This is a genomic window from Streptomyces sp. NBC_01571 (genome assembly GCF_026339875.1).
GTDB lineage: Bacteria > Actinomycetota > Actinomycetes > Streptomycetales > Streptomycetaceae > Streptomyces.
Genome location: NZ_JAPEPZ010000001.1, coordinates 7,236,126 through 7,255,778, shown reverse-complemented (window position 1 = coordinate 7,255,778; position 19,653 = coordinate 7,236,126). Strand labels below are relative to the sequence as shown.

General features: G+C 72.1%; 14 protein-coding genes. 5 read left to right on the top strand and 9 right to left on the bottom strand.

What is annotated here, in order from left to right; translation table 11 throughout:
• Positions 1 to 115: 115 nt before the first annotated feature.
• Genes OHB41_RS32730 through OHB41_RS32710 form a run of 5 tightly spaced genes read left to right on the top strand, consistent with a single transcriptional unit; the run spans position 116 to position 6,095 of the window.
• Complete coding sequence (locus OHB41_RS32730) at positions 116 to 1,960, top strand: ABC transporter substrate-binding protein (RefSeq protein WP_266701847.1); 1,845 nt, start codon at positions 116 to 118, stop codon at positions 1,958 to 1,960.
• A gap of 55 nt (positions 1,961 to 2,015) precedes the next feature.
• Positions 2,016 to 3,083, top strand: coding sequence for an ABC transporter permease (locus OHB41_RS32725; RefSeq protein WP_266701845.1), 1,068 nt, complete (start codon positions 2,016 to 2,018; stop codon positions 3,081 to 3,083).
• 23 nt (positions 3,084 to 3,106) lie between these two features.
• Positions 3,107 to 4,045, top strand: a complete 939-nt coding sequence (locus OHB41_RS32720) for an ABC transporter permease (RefSeq protein WP_266706308.1) — start codon at positions 3,107 to 3,109, stop codon at positions 4,043 to 4,045.
• An 8-nt stretch (positions 4,046 to 4,053) separates the two neighbouring features.
• On the top strand, positions 4,054 to 5,058 hold the full coding sequence (locus tag OHB41_RS32715) for an ABC transporter ATP-binding protein (protein WP_266701843.1): 1,005 nt from the start codon (positions 4,054 to 4,056) through the stop codon (positions 5,056 to 5,058).
• Entirely contained in the window at positions 5,055 to 6,095 is a 1,041-nt protein-coding gene (locus tag OHB41_RS32710) for an ABC transporter ATP-binding protein (protein ID WP_266701841.1), read from the top strand. The genes OHB41_RS32715 and OHB41_RS32710 overlap by 4 nt, the downstream gene beginning before the upstream one ends.
• Positions 6,096 to 6,531: 436 nt before the next feature.
• On the opposite strand, the gene OHB41_RS32705 is transcribed toward OHB41_RS32710, so the two are convergent.
• From OHB41_RS32705 to rimP, 9 genes are all read right to left on the bottom strand, one after another.
• Positions 6,532 to 7,485, bottom strand: coding sequence for a bifunctional riboflavin kinase/FAD synthetase (locus OHB41_RS32705; protein WP_266701839.1), 954 nt, complete (start codon positions 7,483 to 7,485; stop codon positions 6,532 to 6,534).
• Between the two features lie 133 nt (positions 7,486 to 7,618).
• The gene (locus tag OHB41_RS32700) at positions 7,619 to 11,926 is read right to left on the bottom strand and encodes a trypsin-like peptidase domain-containing protein (RefSeq protein WP_266701837.1); all 4,308 of its coding nucleotides are present in this window, start codon (positions 11,924 to 11,926) and stop codon (positions 7,619 to 7,621) included.
• A gap of 318 nt (positions 11,927 to 12,244) precedes the next feature.
• On the bottom strand, positions 12,245 to 13,150 hold the full coding sequence (gene truB / locus OHB41_RS32695) for a tRNA pseudouridine(55) synthase TruB (RefSeq protein ID WP_266701835.1): 906 nt from the start codon (positions 13,148 to 13,150) through the stop codon (positions 12,245 to 12,247).
• Positions 13,147 to 13,596, bottom strand: a complete 450-nt coding sequence (gene rbfA / locus OHB41_RS32690) for a 30S ribosome-binding factor RbfA (protein WP_266701833.1) — start codon at positions 13,594 to 13,596, stop codon at positions 13,147 to 13,149. The genes truB and rbfA overlap by 4 nt, the downstream gene beginning before the upstream one ends.
• 33 nt (positions 13,597 to 13,629) lie before the next feature.
• A complete protein-coding gene (locus OHB41_RS32685; protein ID WP_153288273.1) occupies positions 13,630 to 13,923 on the bottom strand; it encodes a DUF503 domain-containing protein in 294 nt (97 codons plus the stop codon).
• Between the two features lie 303 nt (positions 13,924 to 14,226).
• Complete coding sequence (gene infB, locus OHB41_RS32680) at positions 14,227 to 17,364, bottom strand: translation initiation factor IF-2 (RefSeq protein ID WP_266701830.1); 3,138 nt, start codon at positions 17,362 to 17,364, stop codon at positions 14,227 to 14,229.
• 147 nt (positions 17,365 to 17,511) lie between these two features.
• The gene (locus OHB41_RS32675) at positions 17,512 to 17,790 is read right to left on the bottom strand and encodes a YlxR family protein (RefSeq protein ID WP_266701828.1); all 279 of its coding nucleotides are present in this window, start codon (positions 17,788 to 17,790) and stop codon (positions 17,512 to 17,514) included.
• A gap of 103 nt (positions 17,791 to 17,893) precedes the next feature.
• Positions 17,894 to 18,928 carry a transcription termination factor NusA gene (nusA, locus tag OHB41_RS32670; protein ID WP_266701826.1) on the bottom strand — a complete coding sequence of 345 codons (1,035 nt, stop codon included), beginning with the start codon at positions 18,926 to 18,928 and terminating at the stop codon, positions 17,894 to 17,896.
• A 2-nt stretch (positions 18,929 to 18,930) separates the two neighbouring features.
• A complete protein-coding gene (gene rimP / locus OHB41_RS32665; protein ID WP_266701824.1) occupies positions 18,931 to 19,446 on the bottom strand; it encodes a ribosome maturation factor RimP in 516 nt (171 codons plus the stop codon).
• Positions 19,447 to 19,653: the final 207 nt, after the last annotated feature.

Sequence of the window (19,653 nt, the reverse complement as noted above, 5' to 3'; positions counted from 1 at the left end):
GGAGACCGCCGCTGATAGACACACACATCAACCCCGCCGGCGCCCCCCGTTCACCCCTGATCCAGTAGTTCAACCAGCCATCCCCGTGCGAGCGATGACGCGAGGTCACCGACCCATGAACAGACAAGATCAGCTCACCGGAGGACGTCCGCGTCTCAGGCTCCTCGCCGCCGCGGGCGCCGCCGCCCTCACCCTCACCGCCGGTCTCGCGACGCCGCTCGATCCGGCCCCGCAGCAGGCCCGGGCCGCGGAGGGCAAGAACGTCCTCACCGTCGCGGTCGCCCAGAGCGTCGACTCGCTCAGCCCCTTCCTGGCGTCACGCCTGGTCAGCACGAGCATTCACCGGCTCATGTACGAGTACCTGACCAACTACGACCCGGCGGACAACCACGCGATCCCGGGCCTCGCCACCAAGTGGGCGCCGTCCGCCGACAAGCTCACCTGGACCTACACGATCCGCTCGAACTCCAAGTGGTCGGACGGCAAGCAGGCCACCGCCGCGGACGCGGCGTGGACCTTCAACAAGATGATGACCGACCCGAACGCGGCCACCGCGAACGGCAGCTTCGTCGGCAACTTCAAGAAGGTCACCGCCCCGAGCCCCACCAAGCTGGTCATCGAGCTGAAGAAGCCGCAGGCCACCATGGCCGCTCTCGACGTCCCGATCGTGCCCCGGCACATCTGGGAGAAGGTCGGGGACTTCTCCAAGTTCAACAACGACAAGAGCTTCCCCATCGTGGGCAACGGGCCGTTCATCCTGACGGACTACAAGCCCGACAGCTACGTACGGCTCAAGCCCAACAAGACCTTCTGGCGAGGCGCGCCCAAGTTCGACGAGCTGGTCTTCAAGTACTACAAGGACGGTGACGCGGCCGTCGCGGCCCTCCAGAAGGGCGAGGTGTCGTTCGTCTCCAACCTGACGCCCGCCCAGTCCGCCGCGCTCAAGAGCCAGCCGAACATCAAGGTCAACGACGCCCCCGGCCGCCGTTTCTACGCCCTCGCCACCAATCCCGGCGCCCAGGCCGCGAACGGGGACCGCTTCGGCGACGGTGCACAGTCCCTGCTCGACCAGAAGGTCCGCCAGGCGCTGTTCATGGCGGTCGACCGGAGCACCCTCGTCGACAAGGTCTTCCAGGGCCACGCCGTCGAGGGCGAGGGATACATCCCGCCGCGCTTCTCCACGTACTCCTGGAAGCCCTCGGCGAGTCAGAACCTCGGCTACGACCCGGCGAAGGCGGCCCAACTCCTCGACGAGGCGGGCTACAAGAAGAACGGTGACGGCAAGCGCGTCGAGAAGAACGGCAAGCCGATCAACTACCGGCTGCTGTGCCACGCCACCGACCCGAACGACAAGGCGGTCGGGCAGTACCTGAAGGAGTGGTTCGGCAAGCTGGGCATCGGCGTCACCCTCGACTGCCTGGACAACGTGACGGACCCGTGGCTCGCGGGCAAGTACGACCTGGCCTTCGACGGCTGGTCCGTCAACCCCGACCCCGACTTCGTGCTGTCGATCCACACCTGCGCGGCGCTGCCCGCCACACCCAAGGACACGGGCGCGACCGACAACTTCATCTGCGACAAGAAGTACGACGAGCTGTACGGCCGGCAACTCGCCGAGTACGACACCGCCAAGCGGGCGGAGATCGTCAAGCAGATGGAGTCGCGGCTGTACGACACCGGGTACATGAACGTCATGGCGTACCCGAACGCGGTGGAGGCCTACCGCACCGACCAGATCAAGTCGATCGAGACGATGCCGAAGGCGGCCGGGAACATCTACGGCCAGGACGGCTACTGGAGCTGGTGGTCGGCGGTTCCGGCGGGCTCCTCCGGTGCGTCCTCCGACGGTTCGAGCTCGACGGGCGTCATCATCGGCATCGTCGCGGGCGTGGTCGTCCTCGTGGGCGCCGGGGCGTTCTTCGCGATGCGTCGCCGTGCCACGGCCGAGGACCGCGAATAGCGCGCCCCCACGCCCCCCGGGGCACTCCATGGACGTACGAGCGAATGAGTAGTTCATGACCGCTGAGGCAACACCCTCGCTGGTCGAGGCGACCGACGGTCCGGCCGACGCCGGACCGTCGGTCCGCGGGCCACGGGCGCGCACCACGACCGCGTATCTGCGCTATGTGGCGGGCAAGTTGGGCGGCGCGGCCGTCTCCCTGCTCGCCGTCCTCGTCACCAGTTTCTTCCTCTTCCGGCTCATCCCCGGCGACCCGGTCAAGTACATGACCGGCGGCCGCCAGGTGTCCGCCGAGCAACTGGCCCACTACCGCAAGGAGTTCGGACTCGACCTGCCACTGTGGGAGCAGTTCACGGACTACTGCGGCAAGGCACTCACCGGCGACCTGGGCACCTCCTACCAGTTCCGGACCCCCGTCATCGACAAGATCACCGAAGCGCTGCCGAACACCCTGCTCCTGACCGTCACGGCGTTCGTCCTCTACACCGCGCTCGGCATCTTCCTCGGTACGCGCTCCGCCTGGCGCAACGGCGGGGCGAGTGACCGCCTCAACACCGGTCTGGCGCTGACGCTGTACTCGATCCCGTCCTTCTGGCTCGGGCTGCTGCTCATCATCGTCTTCTCGGTGGGCATCGGCCCGATCCCCGGCCTGTTCCCGACCGGCGGCATGGAGTCGGGGGGCAAGGAGGGCTTCGCGTACGTCCTCGACGTCGCCCACCACCTGGTCCTGCCCGTCGTGACACTGGTCGCCGTCGAGTACGGGCAGACACTGCTGGTCACCCGCTCGGCGCTGCTGGACGAGATGGGCAGCGACTACCTGACCACGGCACGGGCCAAGGGACTGCGCGACGATCTCGTCCGGCGCCGCCACGCCGTGCCCAACGCGCTGCTGCCGACCGTCACGCTGATCTTCATCAACCTCGGCCGGACGGTCGCGGGCGTGATCCTCGTCGAGACGGTCTTCTCCTGGCCGGGCCTCGGCGGCCTCTTCTATCAGGGGCTGAGCGTGCCCGATCTGCCGCTCGTCCAGGGGCTGTTCTTCGTCTTCGCGGCGGCGGTGGTCGTGATGAACACGCTGGCCGACCTGATCTATCCGCTGCTGGACCCACGGGTGGGCCGATGACCACGACCGAGTCGGACGGGCCGATGACAACCGAATCCACGGCGGCCGAACAGACCGTCACCGCGGGCGCGAAGAGCTCCCGCACCCTCGCCAGGCAACGTCGCCGCAACTCCGCGGTCCGCTTCTGGCGGCAGTACCGCACCCACCGGGCGGGCGTCCTCGGGCTCGCCGCGCTCACGCTCTTCGCCCTCATCGCCCTGACGGCGCCGCTGACCGTCGGCTCCCACGTGCAGAGCGTGACCGACGCGCCGGGCCGGCCGATGGAGAGCCCGAGCGCCCGATTCCCGCTGGGCACCGACCAGTTCGGACGCAATCTGCTCGGGCTCGTGGTGTGGGGCGCCCGGGTCTCCCTGCTGGTCGGACTGCTCGCCGCCGTGCTCTCGGTCGCGATCGGCGCCCTCATCGGGATCACCGCGGGCCACTTCCGCGGCTGGTACGCGACCGTGCTGATGCGGATCACGGACTGGTTCCTGGTGATGCCGACGCTGGTCCTCGCGATCGCGCTGGCGACCGTGATGACCCGCTCGCTCGGCACGATCATCCTGGCGATCGGCGTCACCACCTGGCCGACGACGGCCCGGCTGGTCCGCGCGCAGACCCTCGCCGTCGAATCACGGCCCTACATCGAACGGGCCAAGGCGCTCGGCGGCGGGCACTGGCACATCATGTCGCGGCACGTGCTGCCCAATGTGATGCCGCTGGTGCTGGCCCAGACGACCCTGATCATCTCCTCGGCGATCCTCGCCGAGGCGACGCTCGCGTTCCTCGGCCTGGGCGATCCCACGATCGTGTCCTGGGGCGGGCTGCTCCAGGACGCGCGGGAGGCGGGCGCGGTCAGCGCCGGGAAGTGGTGGTACCTGGTTCCGCCGGGGATCGCGATCGCGGTGGTCGCGCTCGCGTTCACCCTGTGCGGGCGTGCGGTCGAGTCGGTTCTCAACCCGAAGCTGGGGGTGACCCGTTGAGCACTCCGATGAACACTCCCGCCAGGCAGCCCCTGCTGGCGGTCAGGAACCTCGAGGTGACGTACGCGGGCGGGGCGGCCGCCGTCCGCGGCGTGGACCTCTCGCTCGACGCGGGACAGAAGCTCGGTATCGCGGGCGAGTCCGGCTGCGGCAAGTCCACGCTGGCCCTCGCGCTGCTGCGGCTGCTGCCCGCGGGCACCCGCACGAGCGGGGAGATCCTGCTCGACGGCGAGGACGTGCTCACGATGAAGTGGGGCCGGGTGCGGGCGGTCCGCTGGGCGGGCGCCTCGATCGTCTTCCAGGGAGCGATGCACTCGCTGAACGCCGTGCACCGCATCGGCGACCAGATCGCCGAGCCGATCCTGCTCCACAAGAAGGCGACCCCGGCGGCCGCCAGGAGGAAGACCGGCGAACTGCTGGAACACGTGGGCCTGCCCGCCGCCCGGGCGGACGCCTACCCGCACGAGCTGTCCGGCGGGCAACGCCAGCGCGTCATGATCGCCATGGCGCTGGCGTGCGACCCCCGGCTCGTCATCGCCGACGAACCGACCACGGCGCTCGACGTGATGATCCAGGCGCAGATCCTCCGCCTGATCGAACAGCTCGTGAGCGAGCAGGAGTTGGGCCTTCTCATGATCAGCCACGACCTCGCGGTCCTGGCCGACACCTGCGACCGGCTCGCGGTGATGTACGCGGGCCGCGTCGTCGAGGAGGGCCCCGCCCGGCAGGTGTACGACAACGCCCGGCACCCCTACGGCAAGGCCCTGTCCGCGGCCTTTCCGCGCATCGGGGACAGCGCCTCGCGGTTCGCGCCGCGCGGCCTGCCCGGCGATCCCCCGGACCCGTCAGCGCTCCCCTCCGGCTGTACGTTCCACCCCCGGTGCCCGGTGGCGCTGGACTCGTGCGCCGACCAGGACCAGGGACTGCGGGACGCGGGCGCGGGACGGTGGGCGGCCTGCGTACATGTGGACACGCCCGCGGGAACGGCAGAACCAGTCAGGAGCACGTCATGACGAACCCGCCCGCGCCGTCGTCCCCCGTACCGGCGGCGGCACCGGCGCCAGCGCTCGCGCCGCCGCTGCTCAGCGCCGAGGGACTGCACGTCTCCTTCCCCGGACGGCACGGCGCCGCCCGCGCCCGTGCCGTCGACGGGGTCGACCTCGACATCCGCCGCGGCGAGATCGTCGCGCTGGTCGGCGAGTCCGGCTGCGGCAAGACGACGCTCGCCCGCTCCCTGCTCGGCCTCGTCCCGCCCAGCGGCGGTCGTGTCACCTTCGACGGCAAACCGCTCGACTACTCCTCGCGCGCCCTGAAGGCCTACCGCAAGCGGGTCCAGCTGGTCCTCCAGGATCCGAGCGGCTCGCTCAACCCCCGCCACACGGTGTACGACGCGGTGGCCGAGGGGCTGCGCATCCACGGATACGGAGGCGACGAACGGGCGGCCGTCGGGGAGGCCCTCTCCCGGGCCGGCCTGCGTCCCCCGGAGCGTTTCTTCCTGCGCTACCCGCACGAACTGTCCGGGGGCCAGCGTCAGCGCGTCGTCATCGCGGGTGCGCTCGTCCTGGAGCCCGAACTCATCGTCGCCGACGAGCCGGTGGCCTCCCTCGACGCTTCGGTACGGGGCGAGATCCTCGCCCTGCTCCTGCGGCTGCGCGCCGAACTCGGCCTGTCCGCCCTGGTGGTCACCCACGACCTGGGCCTGGCGTGGAACATCGCCGACCGGGTCGCGGTGATGTACCTGGGCCGGATCGTGGAGACGGGCGAGGTCGCCGAGGTCCTGACGGCACCCCGACACCCGTACACCCAGGCCCTGTTGTCCGTTCTCCCGGAGTCGCCGGGCGCTCCGGTCGTGCTCACCGGTGAGCCCCCGGACCCCTCCCGCATCCCCTCGGGCTGCCGCTTCCACGCGCGCTGCCAGATCCTGGCGAGCGGGGAGGCCGAACGCGCGGGCGTCGCGGACGCGTGCCGCGGGCAAGACCTGCCGGTACTGGGCGGCGGCGGAGAGGCACAGGTGGCGTGCCACTGGGCGGGGGCGCGGGCCGGTATGTGAGGTGCGGGCCGGCACGTGGCCTGCCTGGCGTGCGGGCCGACACGTGACGTGCGGGCCGGTACCTGGCCTGCGGGCCGACACGTGACGTGCGGGCCGGTACATGGCCTGCGGGCCGGTACCTGGCGTGCGGGCCGACACGTGACGTGCGGGCCGGTACCTGGCGTGCGGGCCGACACGCGACGTGCGGGCCGACACGCGACTCGGGTGACTGGTCGCGGCGACGCGGGTGACCGGTCGCGGTGGCTCGGGGCCCTCCACGTCGAACGCGCGTGGCCAAGGTGCCGGTTCCCGCTCCTGCTCCCGCCCCGGCTCCCGCTTCGGCTCCGGTGAGATCGGGATGCGGCCCGCCCCGCGGCACGGGGGCGGCCCGCGTGCCGAAACGGGAGTGGCCGGTGCCCGGTGAGGGGCACCGGCCACGCGGCTGCGTTCCGGACGGCTACAGGGCCCCGTACGCCTCGATCAGTTCCCGGGACCGCTTCACGTCGTCGCCGATCGCTTCCAGCAGCGCCTCGATGGAGTCGAACCGGGCCTGGCCGCGGACGAAGGCGAGAAAGTCGACGGCGACGTGCAGGCCGTACAGGTCGAGGCCGACGCGGTCGATGGCGTAGGCCTCCACCGTGCGCTCGGTCCCGTCGAACTGCGGGTTCGTGCCGACGGAGATCGCCGCGGGCATCGCTTCGCCGCCGACGTGCAGCCAGCCGGCGTAGACGCCGTCGGCGGGAATGGCGGTGTGCGGGAGGGTCTCGACGTTGGCCGTCGGGAAGCCGAGCTCGCGGCCGCGCTGGGCGCCGCGGACGACGATGCCCTCGACCCGGTGCGGGCGGCCCAGGATCTCGCGCGCGCCCTCCACGTCGCCCTCGGCGACCAGCCGTCGGGTCATGGTCGAGGAGAAGGGCTCACCGCCGCCGGCCGCACCGCTCACGTACAGCTCCACCACCTCGACCTCGAAGTCGTACGTCTCGCCCTGCTCGCGCAGGAAGTCGACATTGCCGGCGGCCTTGTGGCCGAAGCGGAAGTTCGGGCCCTCCACGACGGCTTTCGCGTGCAACTTGTCGACCAGCACCTTCGCCACGAAGTCGGCGGGCGACAGCTTCGAGAACTCGGTCGTGAAGGGGAGGATCAGCAGCGCGTCGACGCCCAGTTCGGCCATCAGCTCGGCGCGGCGGTGGTGCGGGGCGAGCAGCGGCGGGTGACTGCCCGGGCGGACGACCTCGCTCGGGTGCGGGTCGAAGGTGACCACGACGGAGGGCACACCCAGCTCCCGGGCCCGGTCCACCGCATGCCTGATGATCAGCTGGTGTCCGCGGTGCACCCCGTCGTAGGAACCGATGGTGACGACGCTGCGCCCCCAGTCCTGGGGGATGTCCTCCAAGCCACGCCAGCGCTGCACTGTGACCGCTCCTTGTCGAACCCGTGTCCGTGATTGCCTCATTCGCAGCTCTAAGGGTGCCATGCCGCGTGCCCCCGGTTCGCATCGGCATCGAGCTGTGACGCGGAGCACGAGAACCTGACCAAGGCCTGACTCAAGCGGGGACCCGCACACCGGCCAGATTCTCGATCATGCGGCGGGTGCTCGGACCGACCACCCCGGCCCACTCCTCGGGGGCGCCGGCCAGCCAGGCGGCCACCACGGCGGCGAATCCCGGCACCTTGCGGGCCAGCTCGACGAGACCGCGGTCGAAGGCGGTGGCTCCCGCGGGGGTGCGCACCAGCAGTCGGCCCGTCCGGTGCACCAGTTCCCGGGTGGGCTCCTCGCCCCGGCGGTCCATGCCCTCCGCGGCGGCCCGCAGCAGGGTGCCGAGGACGGCCGGGTCCCGCTCGTGCGCGAGCAGCAGGTCCAGCAGCTCACGCCGCAGCTCCTGGGAGGCGCGGCTGCCCGGCGCGGCCAGCACGGTCGCGAGGGCCGCCCGCACCGGGGCCGGACAGCCGATCAGCAGACCCGTGACCAGTGGGAAGAGCGCGGTGCGCGCGGCGGACCCGTGGGCGAGACGACGGTCGACATACGCGGCCATGTGCGCGGCGGCCTCCGGGCGCAGCTCCACCATCTCCCGTACGAGCGCGGCGACACGGTGGGCGAGCGCGGGCGTGGTGACGTCGGCGAGCGTGCGCAGCGCCTCGGCAGGATCCGCGCCGGGCTGCCGCAGCCGGGCCCGGAACGCGGCGATCACCGGGTCGGGGTGCGTGGTGAGGGCGGGGACCAGGGCGCGGGCGGGCATCTGCGCATCGCCCGCCGCGAACCGCTCCAGCGCCTGCGGCAGATATGCGGCCCGGCTCCGCGGATCCCGCACGAGCAGGCCGAGCGCTCCGCCGTGCAGTGTGCAGTCGGCGGGGCGGGCCAGCAGAGCCAGCGCCGCGTAGCGCAGCAGGGCGCGGTCGGCCTCGGTGCGTACGTGCGGCGCGGCGCGCAGTCCGTACGCCACCGCCGCCACCCGCCGGGCCGGCCTCGTGTCGTGGGCCCACCGGTCGACGGCCCGGCAGACCGCCGACGGCTCCTCCTCGGCGAGCGCGGCGAGCAGCTCGTCGGCCCGGCGGTGCGCGCTGTCCACCAGTGCCTCCGCCAGGTCGTCCAGGGCTCGGCGCCGGTGCGCGTAGAGCAGCGCCTGGGCCGCGGTGGCCACGGTCGCGTGGGGAGTCGCGGGCAGGGGGCGGTCGTCGTCGAACCAGCTGATGAGGTGCGGTGCCACGCCCGTGGGGTCGGCGGCGAGGAGCCGGGCCACGGCGTCCAGGTAGCGGGGCGTACGGGTGTCCTCGGGCGCGCGGGAGTCTTTCGACATGCGGGCGCCTGCCTTCGTACGGGAGCTTTCAGGCATGCACGAGCCCGCAGGCGTCCCGGTACCCTCCGACGTCCCGGTACCCGCCGGCGTCCCGGTGCCTGCCGTCGTACGGGAGCTTCCCGGCGCGCAGGAGCCCCCCGACGTACCGGTGCCCGCACGCGTCCCGGTACCTGCCGACGTGCGGGAGTTTCCCGGCGTGCGGCGGAGGGCGGCGGCCCAGCCGTCGGGGACCTCGTCGAGAGGGCCGACGCCGTCCGTGGCCGCGCCCTCCCGTGCTCCATCGGCAGCTGCCGCACCCTCCGGTGCCGCACCTGCGGTGGCGCCGGCGTCCCGCGCCGCGTCGCCCGATGGTGCGCCGTCAGGGGCCGTGCCGAGCCGCACCCTGTCCATCGGGGCCGTGTCGCCCGGCACCGTGCCGGACGGGGTCGTGCCGAGCCGCACCCTGCCCGTCAGGGCTGTCTCCCCCGGCACCGTGCCGGACGGGGTCGTGCCGAGCCGCACCCTGCCCGTCAGGGCTGTCTCCCCCGGCACCGTGCCGGCCGGAGCCGGGCCGGCCAGGTCCGCCTGGTGCGGTGCCTCGTCCGCGACGACCAGACTCCTGAGCAGGTCGAGCCGCTCCGTCCCCGACAGCGGCAGCGCCTCCCAGAAGGCCGGCCCGAACTCCGCCGGAACACCCCGGCCCTCCGCCCGCCACCGCACGATCCGCTCGGCGAGCAGCCTCAGGACCCCCGTGTACGGAGTCGCGTCGGGCAACCGCAGCACGACGTCGCCGAGGAGCCGCGCGGCCCACCAGACCGGGTCCTCCGCCGGGGCGGGCGCGTCCGGCACGAGGGCGTCCAGGGCGTGGACCAGTTCTTCGAGTCGAGGGGTCAGCGCCGGCGCACCCTGTTGACGGGCCTCGATGAGCAGGGCCTCGACGACCGGTCCGATGCGGTGTCGGGGGACGGCGAGGAGGCCCGGAGCGGTGCGGACGGCGGGCCGGGAGCCCCGGGACCGGCGGCGGCGCGGCGCGCCCGACCCGGTCACCGGCCCCGGCACGGCCCGCGGTCCCGTCCCGGCCGGCGGAGGTGTCCGCTGGGCGGGCACCCGCTCGGCTTCCGTCCCGGACGGAGTCGGCTCCTGGACCGCCGCGGGCGGGACCGTGTCACGGCTCCGGTGGACCAGGGCGTGCAGGGCCGCGTCCAGGTCCAGGTGGGTGCCCTGGATCCAGTCGGCGAGTTCTTCGTGGGCGAAGCGGTAGCCGTTGCCCGCGGGGACCAGGAGGCGTTCGGTGAGGACGGCGGAGGCCCACCCGGTGGTCCGGCCGGAACGGCGCCCCGGAGCCGGACCCCAGGGGAAGACGGCTTCGAAGGACTCGCGGTCCAACTGGCCCTGCCCCGGCCCCAGACAGCGCCGCGCGGCCTCGTGCACCCGGCCGGAGACCTGGGCGGCGAGGCGGCGTACGGCGGTGCCGCGCACCCCGTTCGCCGCCGCGAGCCGGACCGCGACGCGCAGGCACATCAGGTCCAGATGGGCACCGAGGACGTCGTGCCGGTCGAGACACCCGGCCGGGGCGTCCGGCACCGCGGCCCGCACCTCGGCCAGCAGGCGAAGGGTCAGCGGGTGCCGTGCGTCCGCGGCCCGCAGCGTGCCCTCGGGGATCCGGGCCCGCGTCCGGATCCGCCGTGCCTCCTCCTCCGTGAGATCACCCAGCCGGACGCACGACGGCAGCAGCGGCTCCGGGCGGGCCCCGGCGGCCCGGTGCAGAAGCTCCGCCGGGAAGTGCGCCCCCGCCTGCTCCCAGTACTCCGGCCGGCAGGCGACGACGAGCCGCGCCCCGGTCTCCCCCAGCCACTCGGCCGTGCCCGCCGTCCAGTCGGGCAGCCGGTGGGCGAGGGCCGACGGCATCTCCTCGGGACCGTCGAGGAGGAGCAGCAGCGGACGTCCGGTGTCCCGGGCCAGCGAGGCGAGGCGCTCCGGGCCGATGTCGCCCAGCTCACCGCCGTATCCGCCGGGAGGCAGCACTTCCGAGTCCCCGGGCACCCCCTCCCGCGAGGCGGCCACGATCCGTCCCGCCCGCTCCAGTGCCCGTGCCGCCGCGTCGGCGACGGAGGCGTCCGTGGTGAGGAGGTCGGCTCCCCGCAACCAGAGCGTGGGGGCCGGTTCGGCGCCGCCGGTGCGGCGGGCCGCGAGGGCCGCCAGCTCCGTCGTACGGCCGCTGCCGGGCGGGCCGACCAGACCGAGAACGGCGGCCGGGCCGCGCACGAAGGACTCGAACTCCCCGAGGACGGCGGTTCGTTCGACGGTGGTGGACGATTCCTCACCGGTACCGGACGCGGGCGTCGCCCCCGGTCCGTCGGAGCCGACCGAGGTCGCCGTGAGCTCCAGCACCCCGGCCGGATTGAGATCGGTACCGTACGCGGGCACGGTCGCGGCGTTGCGGGCCAGCAGCGCGGCGAGCGCTCCCCGCACGCCGGGTGTGCGCAGGGGGACGGCGAACCGGGCCGCCGGGTGCGCCCCGTGCAGCGCGGTGCCCACGACGCCGATCACCGTCCCGGTCGACACGTCCAGCACCGGGCCTCCGGCCGCCCCGCCGCCGAGCCGGAGCGCGTCCGCGCCCGCTGTGCCGATCGCCAGTTCCAGCGCCTCGCCGAGCAGGTGGAAACGGTCGGTGGCCGTGTACGTCACGGCGGTGCTGCCGAGCACCCGCGCCTCGCGCCAGCCGCCCGCCGCGATCCTGACGTACGTGCCGGTCCCGACCCGGTCCCGCACGGTGATGGGGAGCGGGTCGAGGTCGAGACCCCGGGTACGGACGAGTGCCAGATCCGCGGCGGGCAGGAGGGTCACGGCGTCGGCCCCCACCACCACACTGCGGTCGCCGGGGGCGTGGAGGACGAGGCGGGCCAGACCGTCCACGGCCTCGTGGCTGGTGATCACCGTGCCGTGGTGGTCGGCGACGAATCCGGTGCCGCGCGGGCGTCCGGCCAGGTCGCAGATGCGCACCAGGCCTTCGTCCCGCGCGCGGTCGATGGCGTCCGGTGGCTGCTCGTCCCCCGTCCGCGGGCCTCGTGCCGCCATGTTCGAACCTCCCCGCCGCGCTCCGTTCCTCCGACGGTAGGCGCGAGGTGATCAGCGGGACAGATCGCGTGGTGAACGCGCCCCCTTCCGCTCCCTCGGTTCACTCCGAGCGCCTGCCCGATGGGGTGAATAGGGCGGGGTGGATGGATACACCTCTGGGTGGGGGAACCGAGGGGGGACCATGGAGCGGCGGGCGCGAAGCCCCGTGACCGCCGCTCCATGGGCGAGAGGTCTCTTCCGAGGGCGCGCACCCGGGCGGCCCGCAGGCACTCGCGGGAGCCGCAGGGAGGTCGCGGCCCTGGAAGGACGTCGCGGGCCTCAGCCGAAGACGGCGAGGCTCTTGGCCTTCCCCTTCTGTTCCTCCACCAGCGCCAGGAACTGGCCCGCCGGATCGAAGACGGCCACGGCGCCCGCCCCCGCGTACTCCTCGGGGATCTCCAGGCGCACGCCGTTGAGCAGCAGCCGCGCCCGCTTGTCGTCCACGTCCCAGCGCGGGAACGCGGCGGTGGCGGCCTCCGCGATCGGCATCACGGTCAGCTCCTCCTGGAGCTGGTCGAGGGTGCGCGCGCAGTCCAGCTTGTACGGGCCGACACGGGTGCGGCGCAGGGCGGTGAGATGGCCGCCGACGCCCAGGTCCGCGCCGAGGTCGCGGGCGAGCGCCCGGATGTACGTCCCGGACGAGCAGACCACGGAGACGACCAGGTCCAGGACGGGCGTGCCGTCCTCGGCCACGGCGTCCCGGACGTCGTACACGGTGAACGACGAGATCGTGACCGGGCGGGCGGGGATCTCGAAGTCCTCGCCCTCACGTGCCCGCTTGTAGGAGCGCACGCCGTCGATCTTGATCGCGCTGACCTTGGACGGCACCTGCATGATGGCGCCGCTGAGCTTGGCGATCCCGGCGTCGACGGCTTCCCGGGTCACCCCGGAGGCGTCGGTGGAGGAGGTGAGGTCGCCCTCGGCGTCGTCCGTCAGCGTGTTCTGGCCGAGCCGGATCGTACCGAGGTACTCCTTCTCGGTGAGCGCGAGGTGCCCGAGGAGCTTGGTGGCCTTCTCGACGCCGAGGACGAGCACGCCCGTCGCCATGGGGTCGAGGGTGCCGGCGTGGCCGACGCGGCGGGTCTTCGCGATGCCCCGCATCTTGGCGACCACGTCGTGCGAAGTGAAGCCCGACGGCTTGTCCACGATGACAAGCCCGTCGGGCGTCCGGAGCTTCTGGGTCATTCGGCGGCGTCGTCCTCGTCCTCGTCGCCCGGCTTCTTGTACGGGTCCGCGTCACCGGCGAAGGTGGCTCCCGCCGAGACCTCACGCACCTTGGCGTCGGAGGCCCGTGCCTTGTCGAGCAGGTCCTCGATGGTCTTGGCGGTGTCCGGCAGGGCGTCCGCGACGAAGGTGAGGGTCGGGGTGAACTTCACGCCCGCCGCCGCGCCGACCGCGGAGCGGAGCACGCCCTTGGCGCTCTCCAGGCCCGCGGCCGCGGCCGCGCGCTCCTCGTCGTCCCCGTACACCGTGTAGAAGACGGTCGCCTCCCGGAGGTCACCGGTGACCCGGGTGTCCGTGATGGTGACGTGGGTGCCGAGCCGCGGGTCCTTGATCCCGCGCTGCAGCTTCTGGGCCACGACCTCTCGGATGAGGTCCGCCAGCCTCTTGGCACGCGCGTTGTCGGCCACTGGTCCGTCTCCTTCTTCGCCTTGCTTGTTTCGTCAGTCTTCGTCTGTGTGGAGCCTGCGCCGTACCGAGAGCAGTTCCACCTCCGGCCGCGCAGCGACGAACCGTTCGCACCGGTCCAGTACGTCGGTGAGGTGCTCGGTGTCTCCGGAGACCACCGCGAGACCGATCTCGGCCCTGCGGTGAAGGTCCTGGTTGCCCGTCTCCGCCACGCTGACCGCGTACTTCCGCCGGAGTTCGGCGACGATCGGGCGGACGAGAGAGCGCTTCTCCTTGAGCGAGTGGACATCGCCGAGGAGCAGATCGAAGGACAGCGTCCCCACATACATGTGTAACCGGATGTCCCGCCGGTACGGGATAGATGGCCTGCCAATCGCACTTGGCAGGGACATCTGAACCGTACAACGAACCGGTGGGTTGCTCGCCGGGGTTTTTCACCCCCGCCGCCCCTGCCCGTCCCGTCTCCGGAAGCTTCGCCCCGGACCCCGTGGGTCTGTTTCTCCGGCCGCGGGCCGGTGGGGGCTCGTCGCGCGGTTCCCCGCGCCCCGAAAGGGCACGGGGAACCGCGCGATCTTCAAACAGCAAGCCGGCCGACGGTGATTTCTCACCGCCGGCCAGCTCGAGCCACTGCGTTACGACCGCGGCTTCTCGCGCATCTCGTACGTCGCGATGACGTCGTCGACCTTGATGTCGTTGAAGTTTCCGAGGTTGATACCACCCTCGAAGCCTTCGCGGATCTCGGTGACGTCGTCCTTGAAGCGACGCAGCCCGGAGATGTTGAGGTTCTCCGCGATGACCTTGCCGTCGCGGACGAGGCGCGCCTTGGTGTTGCGCTTGACCTCGCCCGAGCGGACCAGGACACCGGCGATGTTGCCCAGCTTGGACGACTTGAAGACCTCGCGGATCTCCGCCGTGCCGAGCTCGACCTCCTCGTACTCCGGCTTGAGCATGCCCTTGAGGGCCGCCTCGATCTCCTCGATGGCCTGGTAGATCACCGAGTAGTACCGGACGTCGACACCCTCGCGCTCCGCCATCTGCGCCGCGCGGCCCGCGGCGCGGACGTTGAAGCCGATGACGATGGCGTCGGAGCCGGTCGCCAGGTTGATGTCGGACTCGGTGACCGCACCCACACCGCGGTGCAGGACACGGATGTCGACCTCGTCGCCGACGTCGAGCTGGAGCAGCGAGGACTCGAGAGCCTCCACCGAACCGGACGCGTCGCCCTTGATGATGAGGTTGAGTTCCTGCACCAGACCGGCCTTGAGGGCCTCGTCCAGGTTCTCCAGGGAGAACCGGACACCCCGGCGGGCGAAGTTGGCGTTGCGCTCGCGCGCCGCCCGCTTCTCGGCGATCTGACGCGCCGTGCGGTCCTCGTCGACGACCAGGAAGTTGTCGCCGGCGCCCGGGACGTTGGTGAGACCCAGGACCAGGACGGGGGTCGACGGACCCGCTTCCTCGACGTTGTTGCCGTTGTCGTCGAGCATCGCCCGGACACGGCCGTACGCGTCGCCGACCACCATGGTGTCGCCGATGCGCAGCGTGCCGCGCTGGACCAGGACCGTCGAAACGGCACCACGGCCGCGGTCGAGGTGGGACTCGATCGCAATACCCTGCGCGTCCTGCTCCGGGTTGGCCCGCAGGTCGAGCGAGGCGTCCGCGGTCAGGACCACGGCCTCCAGCAGGGAGTCGATGTTCAGACCCTGCTTGGCGGAGATGTCGACGAACATCGTGTCGCCGCCGTACTCCTCGGCCACCAGACCGAACTCGGTGAGCTGACCGCGCACCTTCGTCGGGTCGGCACCCTCGACGTCGATCTTGTTGACCGCGACCACGATCGGCACGTCGGCCGCCTTGGCGTGGTTCAGCGCCTCGATCGTCTGGGGCATCACGCCGTCGTTGGCCGCCACCACGAGGATCGCGATGTCGGTCGACTTGGCACCACGGGCACGCATGGCGGTGAACGCCTCGTGACCAGGGGTGTCGATGAAGGTGATCCTGCGCTCTTCACCGTTGACCTCGGTCGCGACCTGGTACGCGCCGATGTGCTGCGTGATACCGCCGGCCTCGCCCGCGACGACGTTCGTCTTGCGGATGGTGTCGAGAAGGCGGGTCTTACCGTGGTCGACGTGACCCATGACGGTCACGACCGGCGGACGGACCACGAGGTCGTCCTCGTCGCCCTCGTCCTCGCCGAACTCGATGTCGAAGGACTCGAGCAGCTCGCGGTCCTCCTCCTCGGGGCTGACGATCTCGAGGACGAAGTTCATCTCGTCCGCGAGGAGCTTCAGCGTCTCGTCGGAGACGGACTGCGTGGCAGTGACCATCTCGCCGAGGTTCATCATCACGCCGACGAGCGACGCCGGGTTGGCGCCGATCTTCTCCGCGAAGTCGGTGAGGGACGCACCGCGCGACAGGCGGACGGACTGTCCGTTGCCGCGAGGCAGCATCACGCCGCCGACCGACGGGGCCTGCATGGCCTCGTACTCCTGGCGCCTCTGCCGCTTCGACTTGCGACCACGACGCGCCGGACCGCCGGGACGGCCGAACGCACCCTGTGTGCCACCACGGCCACCGGGACCACCCGGACGACCGCCGAAGCCGGGACGGCCACCGCCGCCACCGCCGGGACCACCCGGACGGCCGGCGAAACCGCCGCCACCGCCACCGGGACCAGCCGGACGGCCGGCGAAGCCGCCGCCGCCACCACCGGGACGACCGGCGAAACCGCCACCGCCCGGACGACCGCCACCGCCACCGGGACCACCGGGACGACCGCCGCCGCCACCGGGACCGCGGCCACCGGGGCCACCACCGGGACGGGGGCTACCCGCAGCAGGACGCTGCGGCATCATGCCGGGGTTCGGACGGTTGCCACCGGGGCCACCGCCGGGACGCGGAGCGCCACCCTGCGGACGGGGCATGCCGCCCGGAGTCGGACGGGCACCGCCCGGACCGCCCTGCGGACGCGGAGCGCCGCCGGGACCGCCCTGGGGACGGGCACCACGGTCCTGGCCGCCCGCGCCCTGCGGACGCGGACCACCGGGAGCACCGGCGCCACCGGGTCGGGGCGCGCCACCCGGACGGGGCGCCTGCGGGCGCGCCATGCCGGTGGAGCCACCCGAGGTGAAGGGGTTGTTGCCCGGACGAGGGCCGGCCGGACGGGCACCGGGACGCGCGGACTGGCCGCCGGGACGCGGGGCGCCCTGACGGTCGCCGCGCTCGGGACGGTCGCCACGGCCCTGGCCACCCTGGCCGGGACCACCGGCGGGACGGGCACCGGGACGCGGAGCCTGGCCACCGGGACGCGGGGCGGAACCCGGACGGGGACCCGCGGCCGGAGCCGAGGGAGCCGCGGGAGCCGACGGGGGCGCGGTGAACTCGGGCGCGGCCGGCGCCGGAGCCGCGGGAGCGGGCTTCGGAGCGGGCTTGGGACCCGGAGTCGGGCGCGGACCCGGCGCGGCCGGGGTGACCGGCGCGGCGGCGGGCCGCTCGGAAACAGCCGGCTTCGGGGCCGGCGGGCGCGGGGCAGCCGGACGGGCGGCCTGCGCGGGAGAGGGGGCTGCCGGCCTCGCCGGGGCAGCCTTGCGTGCGGCGGGCTTGCCGCTTCCGTTGCCCTGCTGGAGGGCATCGGTCAGCTTGCGTACTACGGGCGCCTCGATCGTCGACGACGCCGAACGGACGAATTCACCGAGCTCCTGGAGCTTGGCCATGACGACCTTGCTCTCAACCCCGAACTCCTTGGCGAGTTCGTATACCCGGACCTTAGCCACTTCGCTCCTTTTAGGTCCGGGTTGCGTCCGGACCGTCGCTACTTCATGGGCGTACTCATCGCGTGCTCATCGAGTGCTCATCGCAATCTCGACCTACTTCCAACTCGCGGGGTACCAGGGCCGCACGGGGGTTCCGTACGACACGTCTTACGGTGTTGCCTGCTCGACGCAGAGGCGCAACGCCGCTGTGTCGAGCGCTCCCGGGGCACGCAGCGCCCTTGGGAACGCCCGGCGGCGTACCGCCAGGTCCAGACAGACCAGGGCGGGGTGAACATACGCACCCCGGCCGGGCAGCGTACCGCGATGATCGGGGACGCATTCACCCTCGATCGCCACGACCCGCAGCAGATCAGTCCTGGCCGCTCGTTCCCGGCACCCCACACAGGTGCGTTCAGGGCATGCGCGGGCTCGCGTCCGGCCAGACACTCTTAAGTCTACCTCTCCGCACCGACCTCACCCCTTTTGGGGCAAGAATCGAACAGTTGCTGCGCAGATAACTGTCGTGATCCAAGCCACTCGCGGCTTGGATCTATTCCCCGCCCCGGTCGCCGCTCCGGTCCCCGCGCCGCTCGGCGGGCTGCTCGGAGGGCTGCTCGGTGTCCGGACGGATGTCGATCCGCCAGCCGGTGAGGCGGGCCGCGAGGCGGGCGTTCTGGCCCTCCTTGCCGATCGCCAGTGACAGCTGGTAGTCGGGGACCGTCACCCGCGCGGAGCGGGCCGCCAGGTCGACCACCTCGACCTTGGAGACGCGGGCCGGGGACAGCGCGTTCGCCACCATCTCGGCCGGGTCGTCCGACCAGTCGACGATGTCGATCTTCTCGCCGTTCAGCTCGGCCATGACGTTGCGCACCCGGCCGCCCATGGGCCCGATGCAGGCACCCTTGGCGTTCAGGCCCGAGCGCGTCGAGCGGACGGCGATCTTCGTGCGGTGGCCGGCCTCGCGGGCGATGGCGGAGATCTCGACGGATCCGTCGGCGATCTCCGGCACCTCCAGCGCGAAGAGCTTCTTCACCAGATTGGGGTGCGTGCGTGACAGCGTCACGGACGGACCGCGCACGCCCTTCGCCACCCGGACGACGTACGAGCGCAGGCGCAGGCCGTGCTGGTACGTCTCGCCGGGGACCTGCTCCTGCACGGGCAGGATGGCCTCCAGCTTGCCGATGTCGACGAGCACGTTCTTCGGGTCGCGTCCCTGCTGGACCACGCCCGTCACGATGTCGCCCTCACGTCCGGCGTACTCGCCGAGCGTCGCGTCGTCCTCCGCGTCGCGCAGACGCTGGAGGATCACCTGCTTGGCGGTGGTCGCGGCGATCCGGCCGAACCCCGACGGGGTGTCGTCGAACTCGCGTACCTCCTGCCCCTCCTCCAGGTCCTCGGGGTCCTCCTTCGCCCACACGGTCACATGACCGGTCTCCCGGTCGAGCTTCACGCGCGCGTGGCGGCGGCTTCCCTCGGTGCGGTGGTAGGCGATGAGGAGGGCCGACTCGATCGCCTCGACCAGCAGGTCGAAGGAGATCTCCTTCTCCCGTACCAAACCCCGCAGGGCACTCATGTCGATGTCCACGGCTACGCCTCCTCTGCGTTCTCTTCGGTCTCTTCGTTCTTGCTCTTACGGTTGAACTCGACCTGGACGCGGGCCTTGGCGATGTCCGCGAAGGCGATCCGCCTGGTGGTGGGCCTGCGCCCCTTCACACCCGGCACTTCCACGTCGAGGCCGTCGTCGTCGGCCTTCAGGATGCGGGCGACCAGCTCGGCGCCGTCTCCCAGCTGGAACTTCACCAGCCGGTCCGTGGCGCGTACGTAGTGACGGTGCTCCTTGAGCTCGCGCTCGGCACCGGGGGTTCCGACCTCGAGGGTGTACTCGCCCTCGCCCATCGCGTCGCTCTCGTCGAGCTTCGCCGAGAGCGCGCGGCTCACATCGGCGATCTGGTCGAGGTCCGCACCGGCGTCCGAGTCGACTACCACCCGCAGCACGCGCTTGCGTCCGACCGAGTCCACCTCGATCTCTTCCAGGTCGAGTCCCTGGGAGCTGACGAGCGGTTCCAGAAGTTCTCGCAGCCTCTCGCTCTGGGTGGTGCTCATCCGGGTGACTCCTCGGCCGCGTGTGCTGTTGTGGGTTGGTCGCGTGTCTGGTCAAAGGGTATCCGGTCGCAGGGGGTGTTGCCGTCCATCGGGGCGGTCACGGGAAGGGCCGACGGCTGCCCGGGAACCGGCCCGGCGGAGGTACGGGAGAGCCGCTGGCGAGCGCCGGGTCCCGGCGCGGGTACCGTGATCACGGGCGCGCCGCCC